Below are 19,822 nucleotides of genomic sequence, written 5' to 3' on the forward strand. Positions count from 1 at the left end.
TGCCACTGCCTGTGGCGAACGAAAGATGCACCGCGCATCGCGCCAGCGAGAAAGCACCCTCCCGCTGCCGGCGGCAACCGCACAGACCAGTGCCCCTGCCCCATCACCCATTGAGCCGCGTTGGAAACGCCTCCTTGATCCATGTGATAAACACCTGCAATCGTTGAGTCAGATGACGGTTCTGCGGGTACACGAGATGAAACGGATAGCGCTGCGGCTGCCAGTCGCGGAGGATCTCCACCAGCCTGCCCGCCTGCAAATCTGCGGCTGCGGCGTAGCGGAATGTTTGAATAATACCCAGTCCGGCCACGGCGGCGGCAAGGTGTGCGTTGCTTTCGTTAACGCCAACCCGATGCGCGGCCTTGAGCTCCAATTTTTGCTTACCTTGCATAAAACGAAACGGAAATGCACGACCGGTTTGCGGGGAGAGATAGCTTACCCACCGATGTCCGTTGCACAGCTCCTGCGGGTAAGCGGGCACACCGTAGGTTTTTAAATAGTGCGGTGACGCGCAGGTGATCATCTCGGCGTCGCCAAGGTGACGCGCCACCAGCGACGAGTCGCTCAGCGGGCCGCCACGGATAACGCAATCAATGTTATCGCCGATCATATCCACAGCGCGATCGGAGACCCCGAGATCAAGACGAATATCCGGATAGCGCACAATGAAATTCGGCAGCAGCGGGATCAGCACGTCGCGGGCAGTGGAGCCACCGATATCAATACGCAAATGGCCGCGTGGCGTGCCGCTGGCGGTGTTGAAGGCGCTATCGATATCTTCCAGATCGTGCACAATGCGCAGCGCTTTCTCATAGTAATCGCGCCCTTCGGGCGTCACCGTGACGCGCCGCGTCGTACGCTGCAGCAATCGAACGCCTAAATGCGCTTCTAACGCCTGCACCTGCTTGCTTAAGGTCGCGATGGGCATCTCCAGCGAGTCCGCTGCGCGGGTAAAACTGCCTGCCTCTACCACGCGCGCAAACGCGCGAATTGCCAAGAGCTGATCCACGTTGATTATTCACCCACAGAAAAAGTGCATTCAATTTTACACTATTTATCGGTAAATGCAGCGCGGGTAGATTGCCTGGCATGCCCTGTAGCGCAGGCATCTCAACCGAACCCACTGGAGAATATTATGAACGCATTAAACGGCAAAATCGCACTCGTTACCGGCGGCACCAGCGGCATTGGTTTCGCCGCCGCCACCACGCTCGCCGCGCAGGGCGCACGCGTTTTTATCACCGGTCGCCGTCAGACGGCGCTGGACGCCGCAATCGCGCAGATCGGTGAACGCGCCACCGGCATCCGTGCCGATGCGGCAAAACTTGATGAACTGGATGCGGTCTATGCGCAAATCAGTAAAGAGGCAGGCAAATTGGATATCCTGTTTGCTAACGCAGGCGGCGGCGACATGTTGCCGTTGGGGGCGATCACCGAGGAGCACGTGGACCGCATCTTCGACACCAATGTGCGCGGGGTGCTGTTTACCGTACAAAAAGCGCTGCCGCTGCTGGTGGATAATGCCTCGGTAATTTTAACAGGCTCAACCGCCGGCATTCAGGGCACCCCCGGTTTTAGCGTGTATGGTGCCAGTAAAGCCGCCGTGCGCAATTTTGCCCGTTCGTGGGCACTGGATCTGAAAGATCGCGGGATCCGCGTCAACGTGGTTAGCCCCGGCCCGGTGCGGACACCCGGTCTTGGCGGCTTGGTGCCCGAGGATCAGCGTCAGGGACTTTTTGACGCGCTGGCCGCGCAAGTGCCGCTGGGGCGCTTGGGTGAACCGGAGGAGATAGGCAAGGTGGTAGCATTTCTGGCGTCCGATGCCGCCAGCTTTATCAATGCCGCCGAACTGTTCGTTGACGGCGGTATGGCGCAAATTTAAGACACAGCGGGACGCCTTGACCGCGCGTCCCGCCCCGTTACATTTTGTGCGGGGCCCGGCACGCATCGGCTCCCGCCGCCACAGGATGCGCGGGAATATCGCGTCGCGCCTCGCGAACCTCTGCGGTGTTGATGTCGAACCGCCGATCGCGGTCGCGCAGAAGCGCACTGTCCAACTGACCGTCAGCCGTAAAGCCCATCATCAATGCCGGTTCGCCCAGCGGCAGCGTTTTGTCGCGATCGGTGTGCCAGGTATGCCAGGTTTTGCCATAGGTATTGACAATTTTGCTCATCAGCGCGTGTTCGGCGGCGTCCGGGATCCCCGGCGCGATCAGCGTGCCGGATTTCACTTCATAACGGTGGCTGTGCCAGTACGGCTTTTCTTGGGGCGGAAGCTGTTTAAACAGACGTTCGCTAATAATATATTCCACACCCATCAGCTTGGCGTCGCGCTGATTACCGTCATAAATCACCGCCTGCATCACATCCTCATTAAGGATCGTCACATAGTGATGCGCCTCCATCTGACCGTGCCGATCGCCGCAATAATAGTGGAAGCCGTCGAGGTAGGTATTAATGGCTGCAATGGGCGGGCGCGATTGTAGCGTGGCAGCACCCGCTTCGAGCGCGGCAGTTTTTGCACTGACGGGCGCGCCGGGCGCCGTCACCGGTGAGGCGCTATTGTGCGCACCGCAGCCCGTTAATACCGCCAGTGCCATACAACCACAGAGTAATGCTCGCATTGTGTTTCTCCCTTTCACAGTAAAGTCCTAAAGATAGTGAACGGGTGACGTAACGCGAGCGCAGCGGGAGATTACGCGTCCGATAAAACGTGCAGCGCCAGATGCTGCAGCAGCATGATGGTTTTCGCATCCACAATTTCGCCGCTGCGAATGGCAGCCATGGCCCGCGACAGCGGCCACTCCAAAACCTCAATATCTTCGCCCTCCTCTTTTAGCCCGCCGCCCGCGCTGTGTCGGTCTTCCTCGGCGTATTCCGCGAGGAAAAAGTAGAGCTTTTCAGTGACCGAGCCAGGACTCATGTAGGCCTCCATAACTTTTTCAACCTGCGTCACGCGGTAGCCGGTTTCCTCCTCGGCTTCCGCCACGATGCGGGCTTCCGGCGAGGCGCTTTCCAGTAGGCCGGCAGCGGCTTCAATTAAAAAGCCGCTGTGGCCATTGATAAAGACCGGAAAACGAAACTGTCGCGTTAACACGACGGTGCGTTTTTGCCGGTTATACAGCAGGATCACTGCGCCGTTGCCGCGGTCATAGGCTTCACGTTGCTGCTCTTGCCAGCTTCCGTCTGCACACTGCAGCTCAAAAGTATACTTTTTCAGCACGTACCAGTTATCGGATAGCAACTGCTCTCGGATATTGCGTACTTTTGACTGCATAAACTTCTCCTGTGGGTGACAAGACGGTGTCATTCATGCACAATCGTGCACATTCATGAATAAACAAGCAAGTGATATTATGTTATCAAGCCAACGTAAACAGCATATTCTTGCGCTGCTTGCCGCTGAGAACCAAGTGATGTCCGGCGATCTCAGCCAGCGCTTTGGCGTGTCGGAAGACTCCATTCGTCGCGATCTGCGCGAGCTGGCCGCAGAAGGTTTACTGCAACGCGTGCACGGCGGTGCACTGCCGGTGTCTGCCGCAGTCGCCCCTTTTGCCACGCGGCAAAACGTGCAAATTCAGTCAAAACAGCGCATCGCGCAAAAGGCAGTGACGCTGATTCAGCCGGGACAGGTGATTATCGTGGATGGCGGAACGACCACAGCGGAGATGGTGCGGCTCTTTCCACGCGATCGCGCCTTCACTGTGATTACGCACAGTCCCAGCATTGCGGTGGCGCTGGTGGATTATCCCTTAATTGAGGTGATCATCTTGGGCGGGCAGCTTTATCGCCATTCAGTGGTGGCAGTCGGTGCCGCGCTGCTGGAAGGCGCGGCGCGCATCAATGCTGATCTGTTTTTTATGGGCGTCACGGGGGTACATAAAACCGCTGGCCTTACCACCGGCAATTATGAAGAGGCGGGTGTAAAGCGCGCGCTGGCCGCACGCGCGGCAGAAACCGTGGTCATGGTGTCGAAAGAGAAGCTCAACAGTGCATCCGCTTTTGTGATTGGCGAGCTGACGCTTGCGAGTACGTTGATCGTTGACGGTGAACCTGATGAGGACCTGCGGCAGCATCTCGCCACTCAGCAGATCGCCCTGCTATAGCCTGTGACGATAGCAGCGCGGGCGCAGAAGATCCAAGACAGCGTAACCTTACGCCCTGTTTCGCTGGAGATCTTCATGTGGACCCGCTCAGCAGCGTCCTTATGCCGCAGCGGGCTGCGCGCCCTGCCGTCTCTAAGGCGCGCTGAAGTCACATCTGGCCTTAGAGGCGGGCGGCGGTATCGAGATAGTGTTGTTGCTTGAGATGTCGCAAGAGAACCCGCCCTTCAGGCATAAATTCTGTGCCATAGCGCACGAGCCCAATGCCTTTAAGCTCGGCATCAATGGCATAGCGCAGTTCGCCAGGAACATTCTGTTCCAGCAGGACAACGGTTATTTTTTTCAGGCGTGGCTCATATTTGAGCAGCACGGCAGACAGGGTGCCCATGAGTTCATGGGCCGTGCCCGGCATGCCCTGCAGGATTTTCGTCATATCAGGCAGGCCGAAGTCAGGGAGATGCGCCAGCGTGCCGGCGCGACAGTTGAGCACGCGCTGCATGTTATCCAATACCGAGAGAATAACCTGATTTTCTTCAGTGACGTGGTGGAGATTAAGGCCACCGGTGAAATGTCCGGTGAGCATTTCATACAGCGAAGGCGTGTTGTGTCCGTTTGGCATCAGTCCTCCTTAAGCGATCGCAGCGTCAGAGCGTTCTCCCCTGCTTCTAAAATGCGCGGTTTATCCGGATCCAGTTCGCTGCGTTTAATCACCTGCTTCCAGGTGTTGTTGCGCCTATCTGGATGGCGAAAGAGCCCCACTACCGCCACAAACTGTGCATCGGCCGCCATCGGCATATCCAGGTTCGCATCACCGCCCGGCTTTATGACCACATCACGGCTCGCCAGCAGGTCGGCGCTGAGTTGCGTGTCGCCCTCCCTGAGGAGCTGCTCATAGACCATTCTGTCGAACGTTTTGCGATCCTTGAGCTGATAAACACGGATAACCACTGGCTGTGACAGTGAGTTATTCTCGCGGAAATCGGTGTTTAACGCTTCACGGGCGGTAAAATCCAGATGCAGCACGTTAATTTTTGTATAGAACACGGCGTCAAAGACCGATTGGGTTCCATTGGTGATGCGCTGTGTCATCCCGCACCCCGTCAGGCAGCAAGCCAGCAGGGGTAACAGCCAGCGCGCAGATTTAGTTAAATTTGTATGTGACACGTTGGTTTCCTTGTTGTGGTATTGCAGGCTCCAGCCCGACGTAGACACCCAGTTCTATCGTAAACGTCTGAGGGATATCGTCTGGCAGGCCATCACCCTCAACTCCCAGTACACCGTTCATGCCCAACCAGAAAGGGCCCTCGCCGAGCGGCGGAGCGGCCAGGAGCCGGGTGCGGGTCGTCAGGGTGATTTTTGCCTTAAAGCGCCAGCCAAGATAGACCCGCAGCATGACCAGAAAGTCCTGATAAAGCAGCCCCTCCGGCTTCCAGCTCTGCGATTCCTGTTCGTTATCGGTGGTCAGGGCAATCAGCAGCTGGCTGGTGGCATCCATCGCCTCGTCGCCAAGTGGCGTGTTACCGTCCAGCAGAAAGTCGTCATCACCATAAAAGCCCAGTGGCTGCCTGACTTCGACAGGCCGCAGGCAGTAGGGACTCACCTGCACCGTGGTATCGGGGGCCAGCAGGCTCACCAGCCTCTGCATACCCTCCTGGGTTTTACCCGGCTGTTGCAGTACGCCAAGCAGCGACAGGAAGCGGGATACGGGGGTGGCGATGTGCTCTACGGTGCCCGGAATACCCAGCCCTACCAGGCCCAGCAGTGACTGCGAAATGCTGTCGCTGCCGCCGGGCTCAAATGTGGCCGGGTACGAGTATTTACGCCAGATGCGGTAAAACTGCGTCAGGATGCGGTGGCTGAAGATATCCAGAAAACCCTGTAGCGCTTCGTGGCCTTCACGACGCTGGGTGATGTCGTCGAGATAGGCCGTTGGCAGGGGGGAATCGACACCGTACATCCCCAAAAAAGTTGTGCGGATGAGCGGCGGCTTCTCATCATTCTCGTCATATTCGACAGCTTTCAGTTCGCTGGTCGGAAATCCCATCCCGGGATGTGGCACAAACCGTACCGGGTCATCCGCCGGGTGACGGGTCGAGCCAATCAGCGGCCTCCCTGGATGACGTTTCTCCAGCAGCTGGCAGAAGCGATAAAAGTTGATGCGCCAGAGATCGGTTTCTAGCTGCGGAATCAGCCGGGAATACGGCGGTTGTGTTTCTCTTCCCACTCCAGGCGTTCTCCGGTCGGTTGCAGAATAATAACGAGGCGGTTGAACAGATAGATATCGGTGTAAAGGGCAAAAAAGCGGCTTAGCATCTCGCCAAAGAGGCAGATGTCGCCGCGCCCGGCAAAGCCGTGGCTGTCCAGCGTCACCTCAATCTGCACACCGCGTACCAGGTAGCCCTGCTCAAAGCGCTCAATTTCGCCGTGCTTTACGTCAATAATGGCTTCCAGGCGACGGCGGTTCATCTCACTGTCGCGCCATTCATACAGCGCCAGGGTGCCGCGCAGCACATCGGCATTGTCCATCATCGACAGAAATCCGCTGCTGAGATGGCTCAGCACCCGCCAGTGAAAACGGTCCTGCGCCGGGGGATAACAGGGTAACGTGGGCGCACACAGATTACGCACGGCGAGGTTAGCCGACACGGTTTTCATCACCGTATCGAGCACTGAGCTTTGCAGCGCACGCCGTGGCAGCTGACCGTTAGTACCGGTGAGCGTCAGCGACAAGCTTTCGTCTTCCGGAACCGAGTGGTTATCAAATGCTTCGCCACCGAGGATAAGCCAGGTGTTATGCAGCCCGGAGGGAGCGCGGCGCACGCGGGTATGGTAGTAATACTCCGCAGCTTCATGGCGCATCATGCCGCCTTTGTGACGGAAACTCGAAAACGGCACGTAGGTCTGCTGGCTCGATGAGCTCACCGAATCCACCGTGTATATCTCGGTATGACCATCCTGGACACGCATCGGACGCAGCAGGTATTCCGTCTGCAGGGCGTTGAGCACCAGCGGGTCAGACTCCAGCGGGAACAGGTTAATCACCGGCACACAATTCAGGCGCAGATGCTTTTCGGTAAAGCTGAAGTCATGCTCCCAGCGCTCCCTTAGCACCACGTCGATGTCAAACCCGAAGAGTTCAGCCGGAAAGACCACGGTCTCTAGTCCACGCAGGCCCGTGAACATAAATTTCTCGCGGAAGGTGAAGTACTCGAGCAGCAGTTGATAGCCGTTAAAGCTGCTGCTTCCCTTGGGCCACAGGTGGTCGTCATCGCCAAAACCCAGCGCGGTGAAGTACCCATCAAGTGGTCTCCTGTCCGTGTCGCCCGGCAGGCGCAGCCAAAGTTGCGCTGCGTTCAGGGTAAAAGCTTCATGCATCGCGCAGGCCAGCGGAGCATCGGCGTTGAAGTAGAACGGGATCTGACTGAGATCGACACGGCTCCAGTCGGCAAGATCACTGCAGTTAAAACGCAGGCTGATCACCGAATGCCCATCAGGGTCAGTCGACAGGCGGGCATGCTCCAGCGACAGCGGCTGGAGGTTTATGTCTTTGGTCGTCGTATACCGGCAGCGTGTGCCCTTCTCCCCGATCGGCCGCGAGTTCACCTCGAAACCTTTGAGAATGCGCATCTGCTCCTTCATTCCTCGCCAGTCAGGCGTGAATTCCACCACCGACATCGAGGGAATGGTGCGCAAGTATTGTGGCCACAGCAGGCTGACCAGACCTTCCGTCAGTTCAGGCAGATCGTCATCCAGCTTCTCGCGCAGGCGTCCCATCAGGAACGCGAAGCCTTCGAAAATACGCTCCACGAACGGATCGCGAGCCCCCGCCTTATCGAGGTTGAGCATTGCCGCCTGTTCAGGGTGAGCACGGGCAAACTCTTCGCCCGCTTCCAGCAGGTAACGCATTTCAGCGTCATAGTAACGCAGGGTTAAATCATCCATAAGAACCTGAATAGGTGTATTGAAAAGGTGTGTCAGCCGTTTTTATCCGCAAAGCAGCGCACTGCTGGCCGGATCGAGCGCAATCAGATCAGACAGCAGCAACGCCATCTGCGGCTGAAGCCGCAATCTCTCGGTTTCGCTGCGAGCGGCTTTGATACGCAGCAGTCTGAGGCGCCGCGATTTCACTTCAAACAACAGCGCTGGCGTCCACTGCGTGAGGGTGATGGACTGCGCAGCCGCGTCGAGTTCCCCCAGCAGGTGCAGCGCCAGCTCATGCCTGCCCTTGTGGTCGGCGACGCGAGCCATCAGCAGACGCAGCAGCCATCGCGCTTTTGTGCCGCAGGAGCCAGGGTGTGTCTGCAGCCACTGAAACGTGGCATCCAGACCGTCAGTGTCCGCTTTCTCCAGCGCCTCCTGCTCAAGCGCCAAAATATCATTGTCACTCGCGCTGACGGCATTGACCGCTTTGTCCCGCCAGCCGGACAGATCGTCCAGCACGTTCTGATTTATCCAGTGCAGCGTGACCTCATCGGCAAAGGGCGTTCCGTCATTAAAGGCCAGCGTTTCAAGTCCGGGGAGGCGACGTAGTAGCCCTTTCAAGTCGGCAGCAATGAGATCAGCCAACACATCCTGCCCTGACTTCATCAGCGCTTGGTGGATATACCACTGCAAATCCAGCCAGAGGTGATTGGCACCTCGCGAGAAGGTGCTGTCTGCTTGCTCCAATATTTCCAGCCAGCTCTGCTGCAGATACAGGCGCTTAAGCATGGCCCGCTGATCAGCCCGCGGCGGTTCGATGCGTGTTTTCCCGTGAGCATTGGGTGCCGGAATCGCCTTTAGCGTGTCATGGCGCAAACTTTTCATGAGCCGATGCGCCGCAAACCAGCCCTCGGATTGTGCACGCAGATACTCCGTCAGGGTGCGAGCCTGGGTCAGTAAATCCTGAGCGGAGGTGATGCGGCTGAGCACCGGCGTATCAGACGCAACGGGATGAGAGGAAGACGGCGCGTGCGTCTGCCGGCTGGCGCTCTGCGGAACCCTTGCATCCGGGTGCCGGCTTTTTATCAGGCGGACCTCAAGCGCGCTGTAAAGCGTATCGAGTTCGGGTCGTGACGCTTCCGGCTCTGTCTCCAGACTGTCGCTGATAAGCACCAAAGCCCCGACGGTTCGCTGGGCAACCTCATGCACCACGTCCGGGTACAGTGACAGACTCTCCAGGACGCGACTGCCGGCGAGCCACTCCAGCGCGGCCTTGCGGCTGCGGGCACGCTGCGGGTGAAGCTGCAGGCCATAGCGCTGCAGCAATCCCGCCAACAGCGCCAGCCCTTCGGCAAAGCCGGTTTCTCCGTCCCGATGCAGACGGGCCCAGCAGTAATACGTCGCAATGCGAATATCCTTGGCGGTGGTCGTCAGCAGTTTTTCAGCAAGCGTGCAAATCAGCCCGGTATCGATGCCGGAGAGTTTATTGACCTCTTCCCGGATACGCTGAAACTCATCGTCATAGCCCGGATCTTCTCCGGTCGGATGGATATCGCCGATCGGCGCAAGCCAGGCGTGCCCGTTTTGCGTGCATTCTTGCGCTTGCTGTCGCAGTTGCGTTTTATCCGCCTGGCAGGCGGCAATCAGATTCTGCAGCGTGCGCATTATTCGACGCCCTCCCAGTCACTGTTTTCGATGTTGGCCAACAGCGCCTGCGCACTGGCGGCGGTGTCGAGGTTGAATATCTGATCCGGCAGCGTGAAGCCGCGCAGATCCAGCAGCGCCAGAGGACCTTTTCCAAGTTGGGCGCGCAGCATCCACTGCAGGGTTTGCCCGTGTGGCGCGGTAAAGCTCATCATCCATTGGCTGCGGTCAAGCTGCTGACGCTTACCCTGATGCAGCCAGCGTATAAATCCCCACGTTCCGCTGTAGTCGCCGAACAGGCGCGCACCGGCATCGACCGTAGTCCAGGTCAGCATCGTACCTGGCTTCCAGGTCTCTCCCGGCCAACGAAAGCTTTGCCAACTAGCCAGCTGGTTGAAGTAGTGCAGCTTTTGTCCATCAATGGTCAGTTGGGTTTCCACCACCTGAGGCACAGGCAGCGCCTGCAGTTCGAAGCTGATGCCTTGGCTGCCATCGGTAAACAGGATGTCCGACAGCTGGCTCAGCTGGTTAATTGCCCGCAGAAAGTCAGGATTAACGCTGAGCCCTTGGCTATTAACCTTATCCGGTACCCACTCACTGCCCTCGTTGTGCAACACACCGTTGAGCTCTGTCGTCAGGAAGCGCGCTATGCGTCCGCTGTCCCTGCGCACAAATTCAGCCAGCATCGGCAAAGAGGCATCACTTTTGCTGGCGGCAAACGGGAAACGTCCGTCAAATGCCGTATGCCAGTTCGTGACAATCGAGCGGCTCCATTTGTCATTGAGACTCGCCGCTGAAGGTTGAAGCACGGCCTTCCACGCTTGAGTCAGCGGCTGCACAAACAGCGTGCTGCCAAATTCGCTCCACTCTTCGCCCAGGCTTGCCGAAATAAGGCTGCCGTATTGCTGGGTGTCGGTCAGATCCACGCTTCTGCCCCGGAACACGGTCTGTGCCAGCGCCTGCATCATCGCCTGTGGGTCAGCGGCGCTGGCCACCTGTTGCAGGCGCAGACGCACCCGGGTGATGCGGGTCAGATACGTTTGCAGGCTCAGGGAGTTGTCACCCGATATGACGCTGCTGCCGTTGTTTTTGCCCAAAAGGTGAAGCAGCGGTCCGAAAGTTTCATCCAGCGGCCCGCGCGAATCTGACGCCGACGGAACAATCGCGGGCGTCTCTTTCCCGCCTACGAGGCTTTTCGCCGATTTGATAAGGGCATCAGAAAGACGTTCATTTTGCTGGCCAGTCTGCCCCTGCCAGACGAGGGTATTCATCAGCGCAATGAGCGGCGACTGGCGTACATCACTCATCAGCGTTAACTGGTCGGTAACGTCAGCAATGTTGTTTGTCGGATTAAGTCGCAGAGCATTGAGGAAGCTCAGCCAACTGTCGGCAAAGTCGGTGAAGTAACGTTGCGTCAGGCGTGCTTTCAGTGCCTCCGGCGACAGGCTCGCCGATACTGTCTTGAGGGAATCACTCAGCACCCAGTCAATTTCATCCCGGCGTGACCGGGCAGCTTCTTCGATAGCCTGCTGAACGCCCCCTTCCCACGCTTGACGGGTGAATATGCCTGGCACCACCTTCTCCGTTGTGAAGAGTCGGCGCACAGGGGTGCCGCTGGTCATCTCTTCCAGCGTGACGTTGGCAAAATGACGGCGTACGGTGTTGAGCATGTTTTCATAGAGCGTGCTTTCCGCATTGCGGTGACCCATCTGCTGTAATAACACCTGACGGCTCTGGCTAACCAATTGAGCGTCCGGAGTAAGTTTCCACTGCGGCTGCGTGGGCAGTTGGGTAATGTAGAAGGCCCACAAATCCGGTGCCAGGCTCTGCCACAGGCTGGTTGACACTCCCATCCGCGTTGGCTGCACGGTTTTGAGGGTCTTCGCGTAGAAATTAGCGTCGACTTTTTCCGGGCGGGCCATCATCAACCAGGCTTTTAGCTGAGCATAGCCTGACTCTGCCAGCTGTGCCCGCTGGTCGCTGCCGGGCGCAGAGCCCACCAGCGCGCTGAGCTTTTGCGTCAAAGCGGCATGCGCCGGATTGCGTATCACGCGGTTGTTTGCCAGTCCGTACCAGGGCAGCATCGCGTCAAGTAGTTGCTTGTTATGGTCAAGACCGAAGCGCTGGTACCAAGGCGCACCGTCCTGAACGCGCTGCTGCAGGCGGCCAGCGTCATTACGCAGCCTGTGCAGAGCCATCAGCGAGTCATCCGAGACGTCAGGCTGCGCCACCACGGCATGAGCCTGCTGCGCAATAGAGACAATCTGCAGGCGGTTGACCGCAAACGACAGCAGCATCCCCGCGCCGAAGACACCGAGGACGATCATCAGCATCCAGCAAAGCGCTTGCTCCCACGGCCTACCCACTCGGCGGCCGTGCACGCGGATACAGTCATCAACGATGCCCTGCCAGGTCACCGGCAGCGTGAGCGCATGGCGTTCTGATTCATGGACATATTTTTCCGCGCCAGCAGGGGCTTCACCGTCGTCTGCGGCTGCAATGACGGCGGGTTTCGTCTCCGGCAGGCTGAACATCAGGCCACGCAGCGGAATGCGCTACTGGGAGGCCGTTAGCCAGGGCACCAGTTGCTGAGTCCAGATGGCGATGCCGCCGTTTTTGAGGTGCTGACCCAAGCGCAGCAGGAAATCATGGCTGTTGTTCTTCGAGACCTGGTTCAGGCCCTGTTCCCGCAGTGCTGGCAGCATCTGTTCAAGCTGGCGGGTAATATCATCGGCTTGCGCGCGCAGCGGAAAACGGGCTCCTACCGTTTGTTCTGTGCGCGTCTCCTGCGACCAATTGCTGTCGCACAGCTGCCACAGCCAGACCGGCGCGGCGTAGCGCAGCAGCTCACTGATTTTTTCCAGCCCGCGTAAATCGTTATCGCTGATCTGGGGTGTGAGGTTAAGCGTCTGGGGTATGACGCGCACAATACCGTCCAGTGGCCGTCTGCGGCGCAGTTTACGCAGCGTGTCGTACTTTTCATTTTCGGGTTCAGCGTGCAGACTGCCGCCGTAAATCAGCACGGTACCCTTGCCTTCTAACCACTGTCGCTGTTGCAGACCGGGTACCAGCTGTGCGATTGCCGCTTCGTCTCCGGTAATCAGCAACAGGCGGACTTTGCGGCGCCAAAAGAAGCGATAGCGCGATCGAAGGTGGGTCTTCAGCCGTTCATGAGCAACATCGTGCGCGGTCACTTTTGCGGGTTTACGCTTGCGGGATACCGACGGGCTAACCTTATCATTAATCAGTAATCGTAAGGCCATAAACCCCAGCACCAACAGGCTGAGTGCAATTCCCCATACGATAAAGCCAGAGAAAATAAGCGGGCGCAGCGTTTCCCATTCCGTTGAACGCTCGGTCGCCCAGAGCCACCATGCCACTCCGCCCAGCAGTATCAGTAAAGTGGTCACAGCAAGGCATACCGTTGCCGTGGCTGCCACAGAAAGGGCAGCAGGTTTATTGACGTTGTCCATCAGGTTTTACAATTCCAATTGCGAGGGGGTTCATCGGGTCGCGGGCAATCCAGCCACACGGTTGTTGATGGTGCGCGGCGTAGAGTGCCGCCAGCGATAAAACGATCAGCGCCTCCATATCGCCGGTTTCTCCCCAGTGAGCGTCTTGCAGATGCTGCGTGACATCCCAGCCACTATTCGCCAATGCCTTGATATCGGGCTGGAAAAACAAGATACAGGCCTCGGGAGGATCTTTGATTTCGCTCTGTGTCAGGGCTCGGGCAAATACGGTGGGCAAGGTGTCGCCCTGCGCTGGTGGAAACGCTTCACCGCGCGTGAGCTGTACCGGGCCATTGCGTCCGGCCAGCCACAGTGCAGCGGATTCTCCGGCGGGACGAACGCGAGTTGGCTGAGCCGCGACCGCCTGACACCCGGCGATCAGTATCGTGTCCTCCGGCTGGGCTTCGGCAAGATCGCTCGCTATCTCAGCCAGGCTGGCTTCCCCTTGCCAGGGCTCAGGCCTTGCAGGCAGCGCGATTCCCGGGAAAGTGAGTGCCATCTGGTCACGAAATGCTTGCCAGGCCATATCGGTGCCCTGCCAGTAACAACGCAGCGGCGGAGAGAGGTTTATTTCGCTGCGCTGCTTGTGCCACTCCTTAACCAGCAGTTCCGCCAGCCGCTTTTCACGCGCGGGGGCATCTATAGCCGAAATGTGGGGCAGCCTCAGGGCACTGCCGCCCCACTCTTTTTTCTCCTCAGGTCGACGTTGTTCACGGTTAAGCACGCGCAGCCAGTCAACGGGGCGCGTCCCAGCAGGCCCCAGCAACAGACCTTCTTTTAACCAGAACGGCTGCCGATGCTGCGCCCACCACCGCTGCCGTTCATATGCCACGCGCTGGCAGTAGAAAGCCGCGTTATGCACGCTGACGCGGTAATACAACAGTCGCAGCAGCCAGCCCGTGCCCGCCAGCAGCACCACCACCAGGATAGCGGCGGCTATCAGAGCACCTCTCTCCTCAACGGAGGGCAAAAGCGCCCCGGCCGCGGTGCCAAGTAATACCAACAATGCCGTGGCCGAGAGCCATCTGGCTGCAGCGGGTGGACGTGCGGTTCTGTACGCCGGATAGTCTGGAACGGGCCTCACTGGTCAACACCGCAGTCGGGAAACGAGCTGACCAGCGTACAGCCGCAGGCACAGCGATGACCATGCAGCGCCACAGGCTGTCCATTGACCGTGGTCAGTGCGCTGCCTTCGGCGATGGTCGTTTTTCCGTGTTTGTTACAGCGAACCGGGTCTCCCTTACAGGCCAATCCCTGTCCGAAGCACTGATAGTGCCCGCCTAATACCCTGCCCCCGTATTCTCGTAGGCTATCTCCTTTACGAATCACTTTACGCATCGGCTCTCCGTGTTCCTTTTTATGCCGTCACCTTCATGACATCCTCAAGCCAGCTCGCCGGGATCGCAGCCTGCGCCCGGGCCAGCCGCTGTTCAGCCACGAGCGCCTTGTGCCGCGCAACCACCGCGCCCGGCGTCCGGGTAAACGCCCGCTGCTGTTCACCGCCCGGCAGTTCCGGCAGCGGTTCACGCGTGATCCTGTCCAGCACTTCAACCTGCAGCGATCGCACGGCGCCCGTCGCCGCCAGCCCGGCCAGCGTTCCGCTCAGGCTCCGTTGCCGGAAGCTCAGCACGACGCCCGTGGTCAGCGTGGCAAACCCGACCAGATCGCCGGCGATCACCAGCGGTGACAGGGACTTGCTGCACTGCCCGCCGAAATACATCATCCGGTAGCGGAAGTAGCCGCCCCACATCTCGCGCGTGCCCAGCGCGGCGTGCATGAACCAGGCGCGCGAGTCGTGCACCTGGTCGTCGAACAGCGCCCTGACCAGCCCGCCCGGTTGTGCGGCGTTGCTGTCCTCACCGGACGCCGGGAACAGCACCGCCACCCGGGCGTCGCCGTCAGCCTTTATGCGCCGGTACTCCCCGGGCTCGTCATCGGTATTGAGCACGAAAATCACCGGCTGCAGCACGGTGTCCAGCACCGCCTGCGCCAGGTTCTCCGGAATGCGGTAGCCGTCGTGGTAGTCGCGGCCGAACTCCTTTGCCGCCTCATACAGCTGGGTCTGCGCCATATCCGGGTCGTAATCCCTGACGCCGGGAACGAGCACCAGCTCGTCCATCCTGTCTGCGGGCTGATTTGCTGCCTGCTCCTGGCGCCTTTTCAGCACCGCCCGCTGCTGTTCATTCCGCGCCTCTTCCGCCGCCCTGCGCGCGGCGGGCAGCGCTCCGGTATTGGTGGCGCGCCGGTAGAACGGCGTTGTCAGCACCGACCCGCCGGCGTAGCGCGCGATACGCCAGGCGGTGATCCACGCAATCTGGTTTTCAACCACGGTCTCCAGGCTGCCGCTGGCGCGCGGCGGCGCGTACCGGGACGCCTCTTCAGGCGCGGTGACTGCGGGAGTGGGGAGATTCAGGGTGAGCTCGCGCCAGGCGTTGAAGCGCAGGACTAATGGATCGTCTATTACAAATTCACCTTGTAACTCTGGTGACATGGCTCGCCAAAGCTGGTGTTTCAGTTCTTGCGGTAAGATTGCCGGAGGTACTTTGAGCGGTGCTCCAGTGGTAAACGCCGAAGCATAAATGTCATGCAACGCTATCTGAGACAACAACAGGCTGTCATCCCCGCCACTGGCCTTGCCCTGATCCCCCCGCGGATAACCGCCCCCGATATCCGAGTGCATGCCCGGATAAACTACCTCGGTGACACAGGGCGGATACCTGCCGTCCTCCCGCCGCACCGAGTCCAGCGGGAAGCAGAGGCGCTGCTCGTGCCCCGAGACCATATGCACGCATTTCTTTATCAGCCCGCCATAAGTGTCATCGTCCGGCAGCGCCATCGTGCCGTCCGCCCAGGACATATGCCCCGAGGCGACCGGCACCACGTGCGCCACCCCCACCGAGGCCACCGTATCCAGCAGCCCGAGAAACTCCACGCTCACGGGCAGCTGCAGCTCCCCCACCTGCAGGCACTGCGGCGGCTTTTCACCTTCCGCCGCCGGCGGGGGCAACAGTTCGCTCAGCCAGCGCACAAACGTCCGGGCAGCGGCGGCACCGCGGGAAAACCCGTACACGTACAGCCGGATACCCAGCAGCTTTGGCCTGCCCGGCTCCGGCTGAGTCATCAGCGGCTTCAGGTTCGGGGCCAGCGCATTCAGCAGGCGGTGGAACTCTTCGTAACGGTTGTGGCTGCCCTCTGACCACAGGCGGCTCCAGCGGGTCCCCATTTTGCTCAGGGACCGCCGGCTTTCCGCGGTGGTCAGCCATTTTTCAGTCGCGGTAAATTTCAGCACATCAATAATGCGCAGCAGCGCCCAGTTAATGCGCTCTTCGCCCATGGCGGCGCCCACCATACCCGCGGTAGAATAGTCCGGGTCGTTCACTTCCGGAAACGGGGTGCCCACCCCGGGCATGTAGAACTTAAAATATTTGCCTCCCCCCTCCCAGGCATCATCTAACAGCGCGGCCTGCGCGCCAGCGGGCACCCCGCCCGCAGTACCGGCCCCGATAGTGGCGCGAAACAACCGCGCGATATTGGTCGGGTGCTTCGGGTCAGACAGCAGCAGGTCATTGTTGAGGTTATTCCCCGTCCCGTCGAAAAACAGGCTGATATGCAGCGTCTTGCAGCACGGCGGCGCCACCCGTCGTCCGGCCGCCAGGCACAGCTCCTGATGATAGCGCCGCTCGGCGCTGTTCTGCTGATGGCAGCTCTGCCCGACCTGCAGCGCGTTGACGGGGAGGCGCCCCCGCGCCGGGAACAGCGGTGGCACCCAGGCGAGGTCGGTTTTTATTTCGGACATATTGCGGGCTCCTTCATCATGAGGGGCTCTTTTATCGGATAGCCGGCATTTCTCGGCGACCAGCAACTGGTGGTGACCTTCACCTCATCGCAGGGCAGAAAGTGCACGGTGATGCCGCACACATCCTGACCGTTGTAGTCGGGCAGCGGGACGGTTTTGCTGTGCTGACGTTTTTGGGCATCAATACCTTTTTTCCAGGCAAGGTATTTTTGCCTGTCCTGATAACCGGGAAAGTCCATGGAGTATCCCACTCCAGTCTCCCAGTCAATACGCACCCTCATGCCCGGTGTCCAGCGGGCGGGCACGCTGTAGCAGCAGCCGCCGCCGCCGCCCTGGAACGGGCCGATAATGTCGATACCCGACTGGTTATCCACGCTGAAGTGGTTGATGGCCCATTTCGTGTGGTTGATGGCTTTAATCGTTCCACCACCCCCGCCTCCGGCCTGCGCGGCGGGCTGCGAGCAGCCGGTTAGCAGCAGACCTGCCAGCAGCGGGCTCAGAAATACGTGTTTCATCTGACGTTCCTTGTAGAAGAGGGGTTTTAAAAAAGGGAAAAGATTAGCTAAACAGCGCCGTTGTGCTGAGGGCAATGCTGTCCGACCTGCAGCGCAGAGGCCGACAGGCGTCCCCGCGCCGGGAACGGCGGTGGCACCAAGTTTGGCCTGCCCGGCTCCGGCTGAGTCATCAGCGGCTTCAGGTTCGGGGCCAGCGCATTCAGCAGGCGGTGGAACTCTTCGTAACGGTTGTGGCTGCCCCCTGACCACAGGCGGCTCCAGCGGGTCCCCATTTTAGCGATGGACTTGCGGCTGGCTCCTTCGGACAGTTTTATACTGTTATTTTTCGGGTCCTTACTGACGCGCATCAGCACATCAATAATGCGCAGCAGCGCCCAGTTAATGCGTTCTTCGCCCATGGCGGCACCTACCATGCCCGCGGTGGAATAGTCCGGGTCGTTCACTTCCGGGAACGGGGTGCCCACCCCGGGAATGTAAAACTTGAAGTATTTGCCGCCGCTGTCGCTTGCCGCATCCAGCGGCATCCTGCCTGGATCAGCGACGCCACCGGCTGCGCCATCTCCGATGGTGGCGCTGAACAGGCGCGCGATATTGGTCGGGTGCTTCGGGTCAGACAGCAGCAGGTCATTGTTGAGGTTATTCCCCGTCCCGTCGAAAAACAGGCTGATATGCAGCGTTTTGCAGCACGGCGGCGCCACGCGTCGTCCGGCCGCCAGGCACAGTTCCTGATGATAGCGCCGCTCGGCGCTGTTCTGCTGATGGCCGTTCTTCCCGACCTGCAGCGCGTTGACGGGGAGGCGCCCCTGCGCCGGGAACGGCGGCGGCACCCAGGCGAGGTCGGTTTTTATTTCGGACATAGTGCGGGCTCCTTCATCCTGACGGGCTCTTTAATGGGGTAGGCAGGGCTGCCGTAGGTGTAGCAACTGGTGGTGACCTTCACCTCATCGCAGGGCAGAAAGTGCACGGTGATGCCGCACACATCCTGACCGTTGTAGTCGGGCAGCGGGACGGTTTTGCTGTGCTGACGTTTTTGGGCTCTCATTTTTTTAGCCCAGGCAAGGTATTTTTGCCTGTCCTGATAACCGGGAAAGTCCATGGAGTATCCCACTCCAGTCTCCCAGTCAATACGCACCCTCATGCCCGGTGTCCAGCGGGCGGGCACGCTGTAGCAGCAGCCGCCGCCGCCCTGGAACGGGCCGATAATGTCGATACCCGACCGGTTATCCACGCTGAAGTGGTTGATGGCCCATTTTGTGTGGTTAATGGCCTCGATGGTGCCGCCACCCCCGCCTCCCGCCTGCGCGGCAGGCTGGGTACAGCCTGTTAACAGCATTACGCCCGCCAGCAGCGGGCTCAGGAATATGTGTTTCATCTGACGTTCCTTGTAGAAGAGGGATTTAAAAAGAAGGGAGAGATCAGGCTAAATAGCTCTGTTGTGCTGATGACAGTTCTGCCCGACCTGCAGCGCAGAAGCCGGCAGGCGTCCCTGCGCCGGGAACGGCGGCGGCACCCAGGCGAGGTCGGTTTTTATTTGGGACATAGTGCGGGCTCCTTCATCCGTACGGGCTCGTTAATCGGATAGGCGGGGCTGCCGTAGGTGTAACAACTGGTGGTGACCTTCACCTCATCGCAGGGCAGAAAGTGCACGGTGATGCCGCACACGTCCTGACTGTTGTAGTCGGGCAGCGGGACGGTTTTGCTGTGTTGACGTTTCTGAGCGTCAATACCTTTTTTCCAGGCAAGATACTTATCCTCATCTGCAAATCCTGGGAAACCTGCTGACGAACCTTGCCCGGTCTCCCAGTCGATACGCACCGTCATGCCCGGCGTCCAGCGGGCAGGCACACCGTAGCAGCAGCCGCCGCCGCCGCCCTGAAACGGGCCGATAATGTCGATACCCGACTGGTTATCCACGCTGAAGTGGTTGATGGCCCATTTTGTGTGGTTGATGGCGTCGATAGTGCCGCCGCCTCCGGCCTGCGCGGCAGGCTGGGTGCAGCCTGTTAACAGCAGCAGGCCCGCCAGCAGCGGGCTAAGTAATGCGTGTTTCATCTGACGTTCCTTGTAGAAGAGGGATTTAAAAAAGGGAAAAGATTAGCTAAACAGCGCCTTTGTGCTGAGGGCAATGCTGCCCGACCTGCAGCGCGTTGACGGGGAGATGCCCCTGCGCCGGGAACGGCGGCGGCACCCAGGCGAGGTCGGTTTTTATTTCGGACATATTGCGGGCTCCTTCATCATGAGGGGCTCTTTTATCGGATAGCCGGCATTTCTCGGCGACCAGCAACTGGTGGTGACCTTCACCTCATCGCAGGGCAGAAAGTGCACGGTGAT

Annotated in this window: 16 protein-coding genes and 3 pseudogenes; 2 read left to right on the forward strand and 17 right to left on the reverse strand. The window is 59.3% G+C overall.

What is annotated here, in order from left to right; all coding sequences use genetic code 11:
* Positions 1-103: 103 nt before the first annotated feature.
* Positions 104-1,009, reverse strand: a complete 906-nt coding sequence (locus LU196_RS14800; protein ID WP_232760099.1) for a LysR family transcriptional regulator — start codon at positions 1,007-1,009, stop codon at positions 104-106.
* Between the two features lie 126 nt (positions 1,010-1,135).
* Here LU196_RS14800 and LU196_RS14805 point away from each other — a divergent pair, with 126 nt between their 5' ends.
* Positions 1,136-1,882: an SDR family NAD(P)-dependent oxidoreductase gene (locus tag LU196_RS14805; RefSeq protein ID WP_232760100.1), complete on the forward strand. Its 747-nt coding sequence runs from the start codon at positions 1,136-1,138 to the stop codon at positions 1,880-1,882.
* Between the two features lie 37 nt (positions 1,883-1,919).
* Here LU196_RS14805 and LU196_RS14810 read toward each other — a convergent pair whose 3' ends face one another.
* Together LU196_RS14810 and LU196_RS14815 are read right to left on the reverse strand one after the other, a co-directional pair.
* Positions 1,920-2,624, reverse strand: a complete 705-nt coding sequence (locus tag LU196_RS14810; protein WP_232760101.1) for an OBAP family protein — start codon at positions 2,622-2,624, stop codon at positions 1,920-1,922.
* A gap of 71 nt (positions 2,625-2,695) precedes the next feature.
* Positions 2,696-3,277, reverse strand: coding sequence for an NUDIX domain-containing protein (locus LU196_RS14815; protein ID WP_232760102.1), 582 nt, complete (start codon positions 3,275-3,277; stop codon positions 2,696-2,698).
* A 79-nt stretch (positions 3,278-3,356) separates the two neighbouring features.
* Between LU196_RS14815 and LU196_RS14820 the strand changes: the two genes are divergently transcribed.
* Positions 3,357-4,106 carry a DeoR/GlpR family DNA-binding transcription regulator gene (locus LU196_RS14820; protein WP_232760537.1) on the forward strand — a complete coding sequence of 250 codons (750 nt, stop codon included), beginning with the start codon at positions 3,357-3,359 and terminating at the stop codon, positions 4,104-4,106.
* Positions 4,107-4,266: 160 nt separating this feature from the next.
* Here the strand turns inward: LU196_RS14820 and tssE are convergent, their stop codons facing one another.
* The 14 genes and pseudogenes from tssE to LU196_RS14890 all read right to left on the reverse strand — a co-directional run.
* The gene (tssE, locus tag LU196_RS14825) at positions 4,267-4,722 is read right to left on the reverse strand and encodes a type VI secretion system baseplate subunit TssE (protein ID WP_232760103.1); all 456 of its coding nucleotides are present in this window, start codon (positions 4,720-4,722) and stop codon (positions 4,267-4,269) included.
* On the reverse strand, positions 4,722-5,267 hold the full coding sequence (gene tssJ / locus LU196_RS14830; RefSeq protein WP_232760104.1) for a type VI secretion system lipoprotein TssJ: 546 nt from the start codon (positions 5,265-5,267) through the stop codon (positions 4,722-4,724). The genes tssE and tssJ overlap by 1 nt, the downstream gene beginning before the upstream one ends.
* A complete protein-coding gene (gene tssG / locus LU196_RS14835) occupies positions 5,245-6,327 on the reverse strand; it encodes a type VI secretion system baseplate subunit TssG (protein WP_232760105.1) in 1,083 nt (360 codons plus the stop codon). Before tssG ends, tssJ begins: the two co-directional genes overlap by 23 nt.
* Positions 6,291-8,045 carry a type VI secretion system baseplate subunit TssF gene (gene tssF / locus LU196_RS14840; RefSeq protein ID WP_232760106.1) on the reverse strand — a complete coding sequence of 585 codons (1,755 nt, stop codon included), beginning with the start codon at positions 8,043-8,045 and terminating at the stop codon, positions 6,291-6,293. Before tssF ends, tssG begins: the two co-directional genes overlap by 37 nt.
* 42 nt (positions 8,046-8,087) lie before the next feature.
* The gene (gene tssA, locus LU196_RS14845) at positions 8,088-9,689 is read right to left on the reverse strand and encodes a type VI secretion system protein TssA (RefSeq protein ID WP_232760107.1); all 1,602 of its coding nucleotides are present in this window, start codon (positions 9,687-9,689) and stop codon (positions 8,088-8,090) included.
* Positions 9,689-13,141: pseudogene (locus LU196_RS14850) on the reverse strand (ImcF-related family protein). Before LU196_RS14850 ends, tssA begins: the two are co-directional and overlap by 1 nt.
* Positions 13,125-14,264, reverse strand: coding sequence for a hypothetical protein (locus tag LU196_RS14855; protein WP_232760108.1), 1,140 nt, complete (start codon positions 14,262-14,264; stop codon positions 13,125-13,127). The pseudogene LU196_RS14850 and the gene LU196_RS14855 overlap by 17 nt, the downstream one beginning before the upstream one ends.
* Complete coding sequence (locus tag LU196_RS14860; protein ID WP_232760109.1) at positions 14,261-14,518, reverse strand: PAAR domain-containing protein; 258 nt, start codon at positions 14,516-14,518, stop codon at positions 14,261-14,263. The genes LU196_RS14855 and LU196_RS14860 overlap by 4 nt, the downstream gene beginning before the upstream one ends.
* Positions 14,519-14,537: 19 nt before the next feature.
* A complete protein-coding gene (locus LU196_RS14865) occupies positions 14,538-16,976 on the reverse strand; it encodes a DUF2235 domain-containing protein (protein WP_232760110.1) in 2,439 nt (812 codons plus the stop codon).
* Positions 16,964-17,491, reverse strand: coding sequence for a T6SS immunity phospholipase A1-binding lipoprotein Tli1-KP (gene tli1, locus LU196_RS14870; RefSeq protein ID WP_232760111.1), 528 nt, complete (start codon positions 17,489-17,491; stop codon positions 16,964-16,966). The genes LU196_RS14865 and tli1 overlap by 13 nt, the downstream gene beginning before the upstream one ends.
* A gap of 137 nt (positions 17,492-17,628) precedes the next feature.
* A pseudogene (locus LU196_RS14875) lies at positions 17,629-18,348 on the reverse strand (DUF2235 domain-containing protein); the annotation flags it as partial.
* Positions 18,336-18,863: a DUF3304 domain-containing protein gene (locus LU196_RS14880; protein ID WP_232760112.1), complete on the reverse strand. Its 528-nt coding sequence runs from the start codon at positions 18,861-18,863 to the stop codon at positions 18,336-18,338. The pseudogene LU196_RS14875 and the gene LU196_RS14880, both read right to left, overlap by 13 nt.
* Before the next feature lie 155 nt (positions 18,864-19,018).
* Positions 19,019-19,543 (reverse strand): DUF3304 domain-containing protein, encoded by a 525-nt coding sequence (locus LU196_RS14885; protein ID WP_232760113.1) that lies wholly within the window; start codon positions 19,541-19,543, stop codon positions 19,019-19,021.
* Between the two features lie 153 nt (positions 19,544-19,696).
* A pseudogene (locus LU196_RS14890) lies at positions 19,697-19,822 on the reverse strand (DUF3304 domain-containing protein); the annotation flags it as partial.

This window comes from Pantoea sp. Mb-10 (genome assembly GCF_021272205.1).
In the GTDB taxonomy this organism is placed as follows: domain Bacteria; phylum Pseudomonadota; class Gammaproteobacteria; order Enterobacterales; family Enterobacteriaceae; genus Pantoea.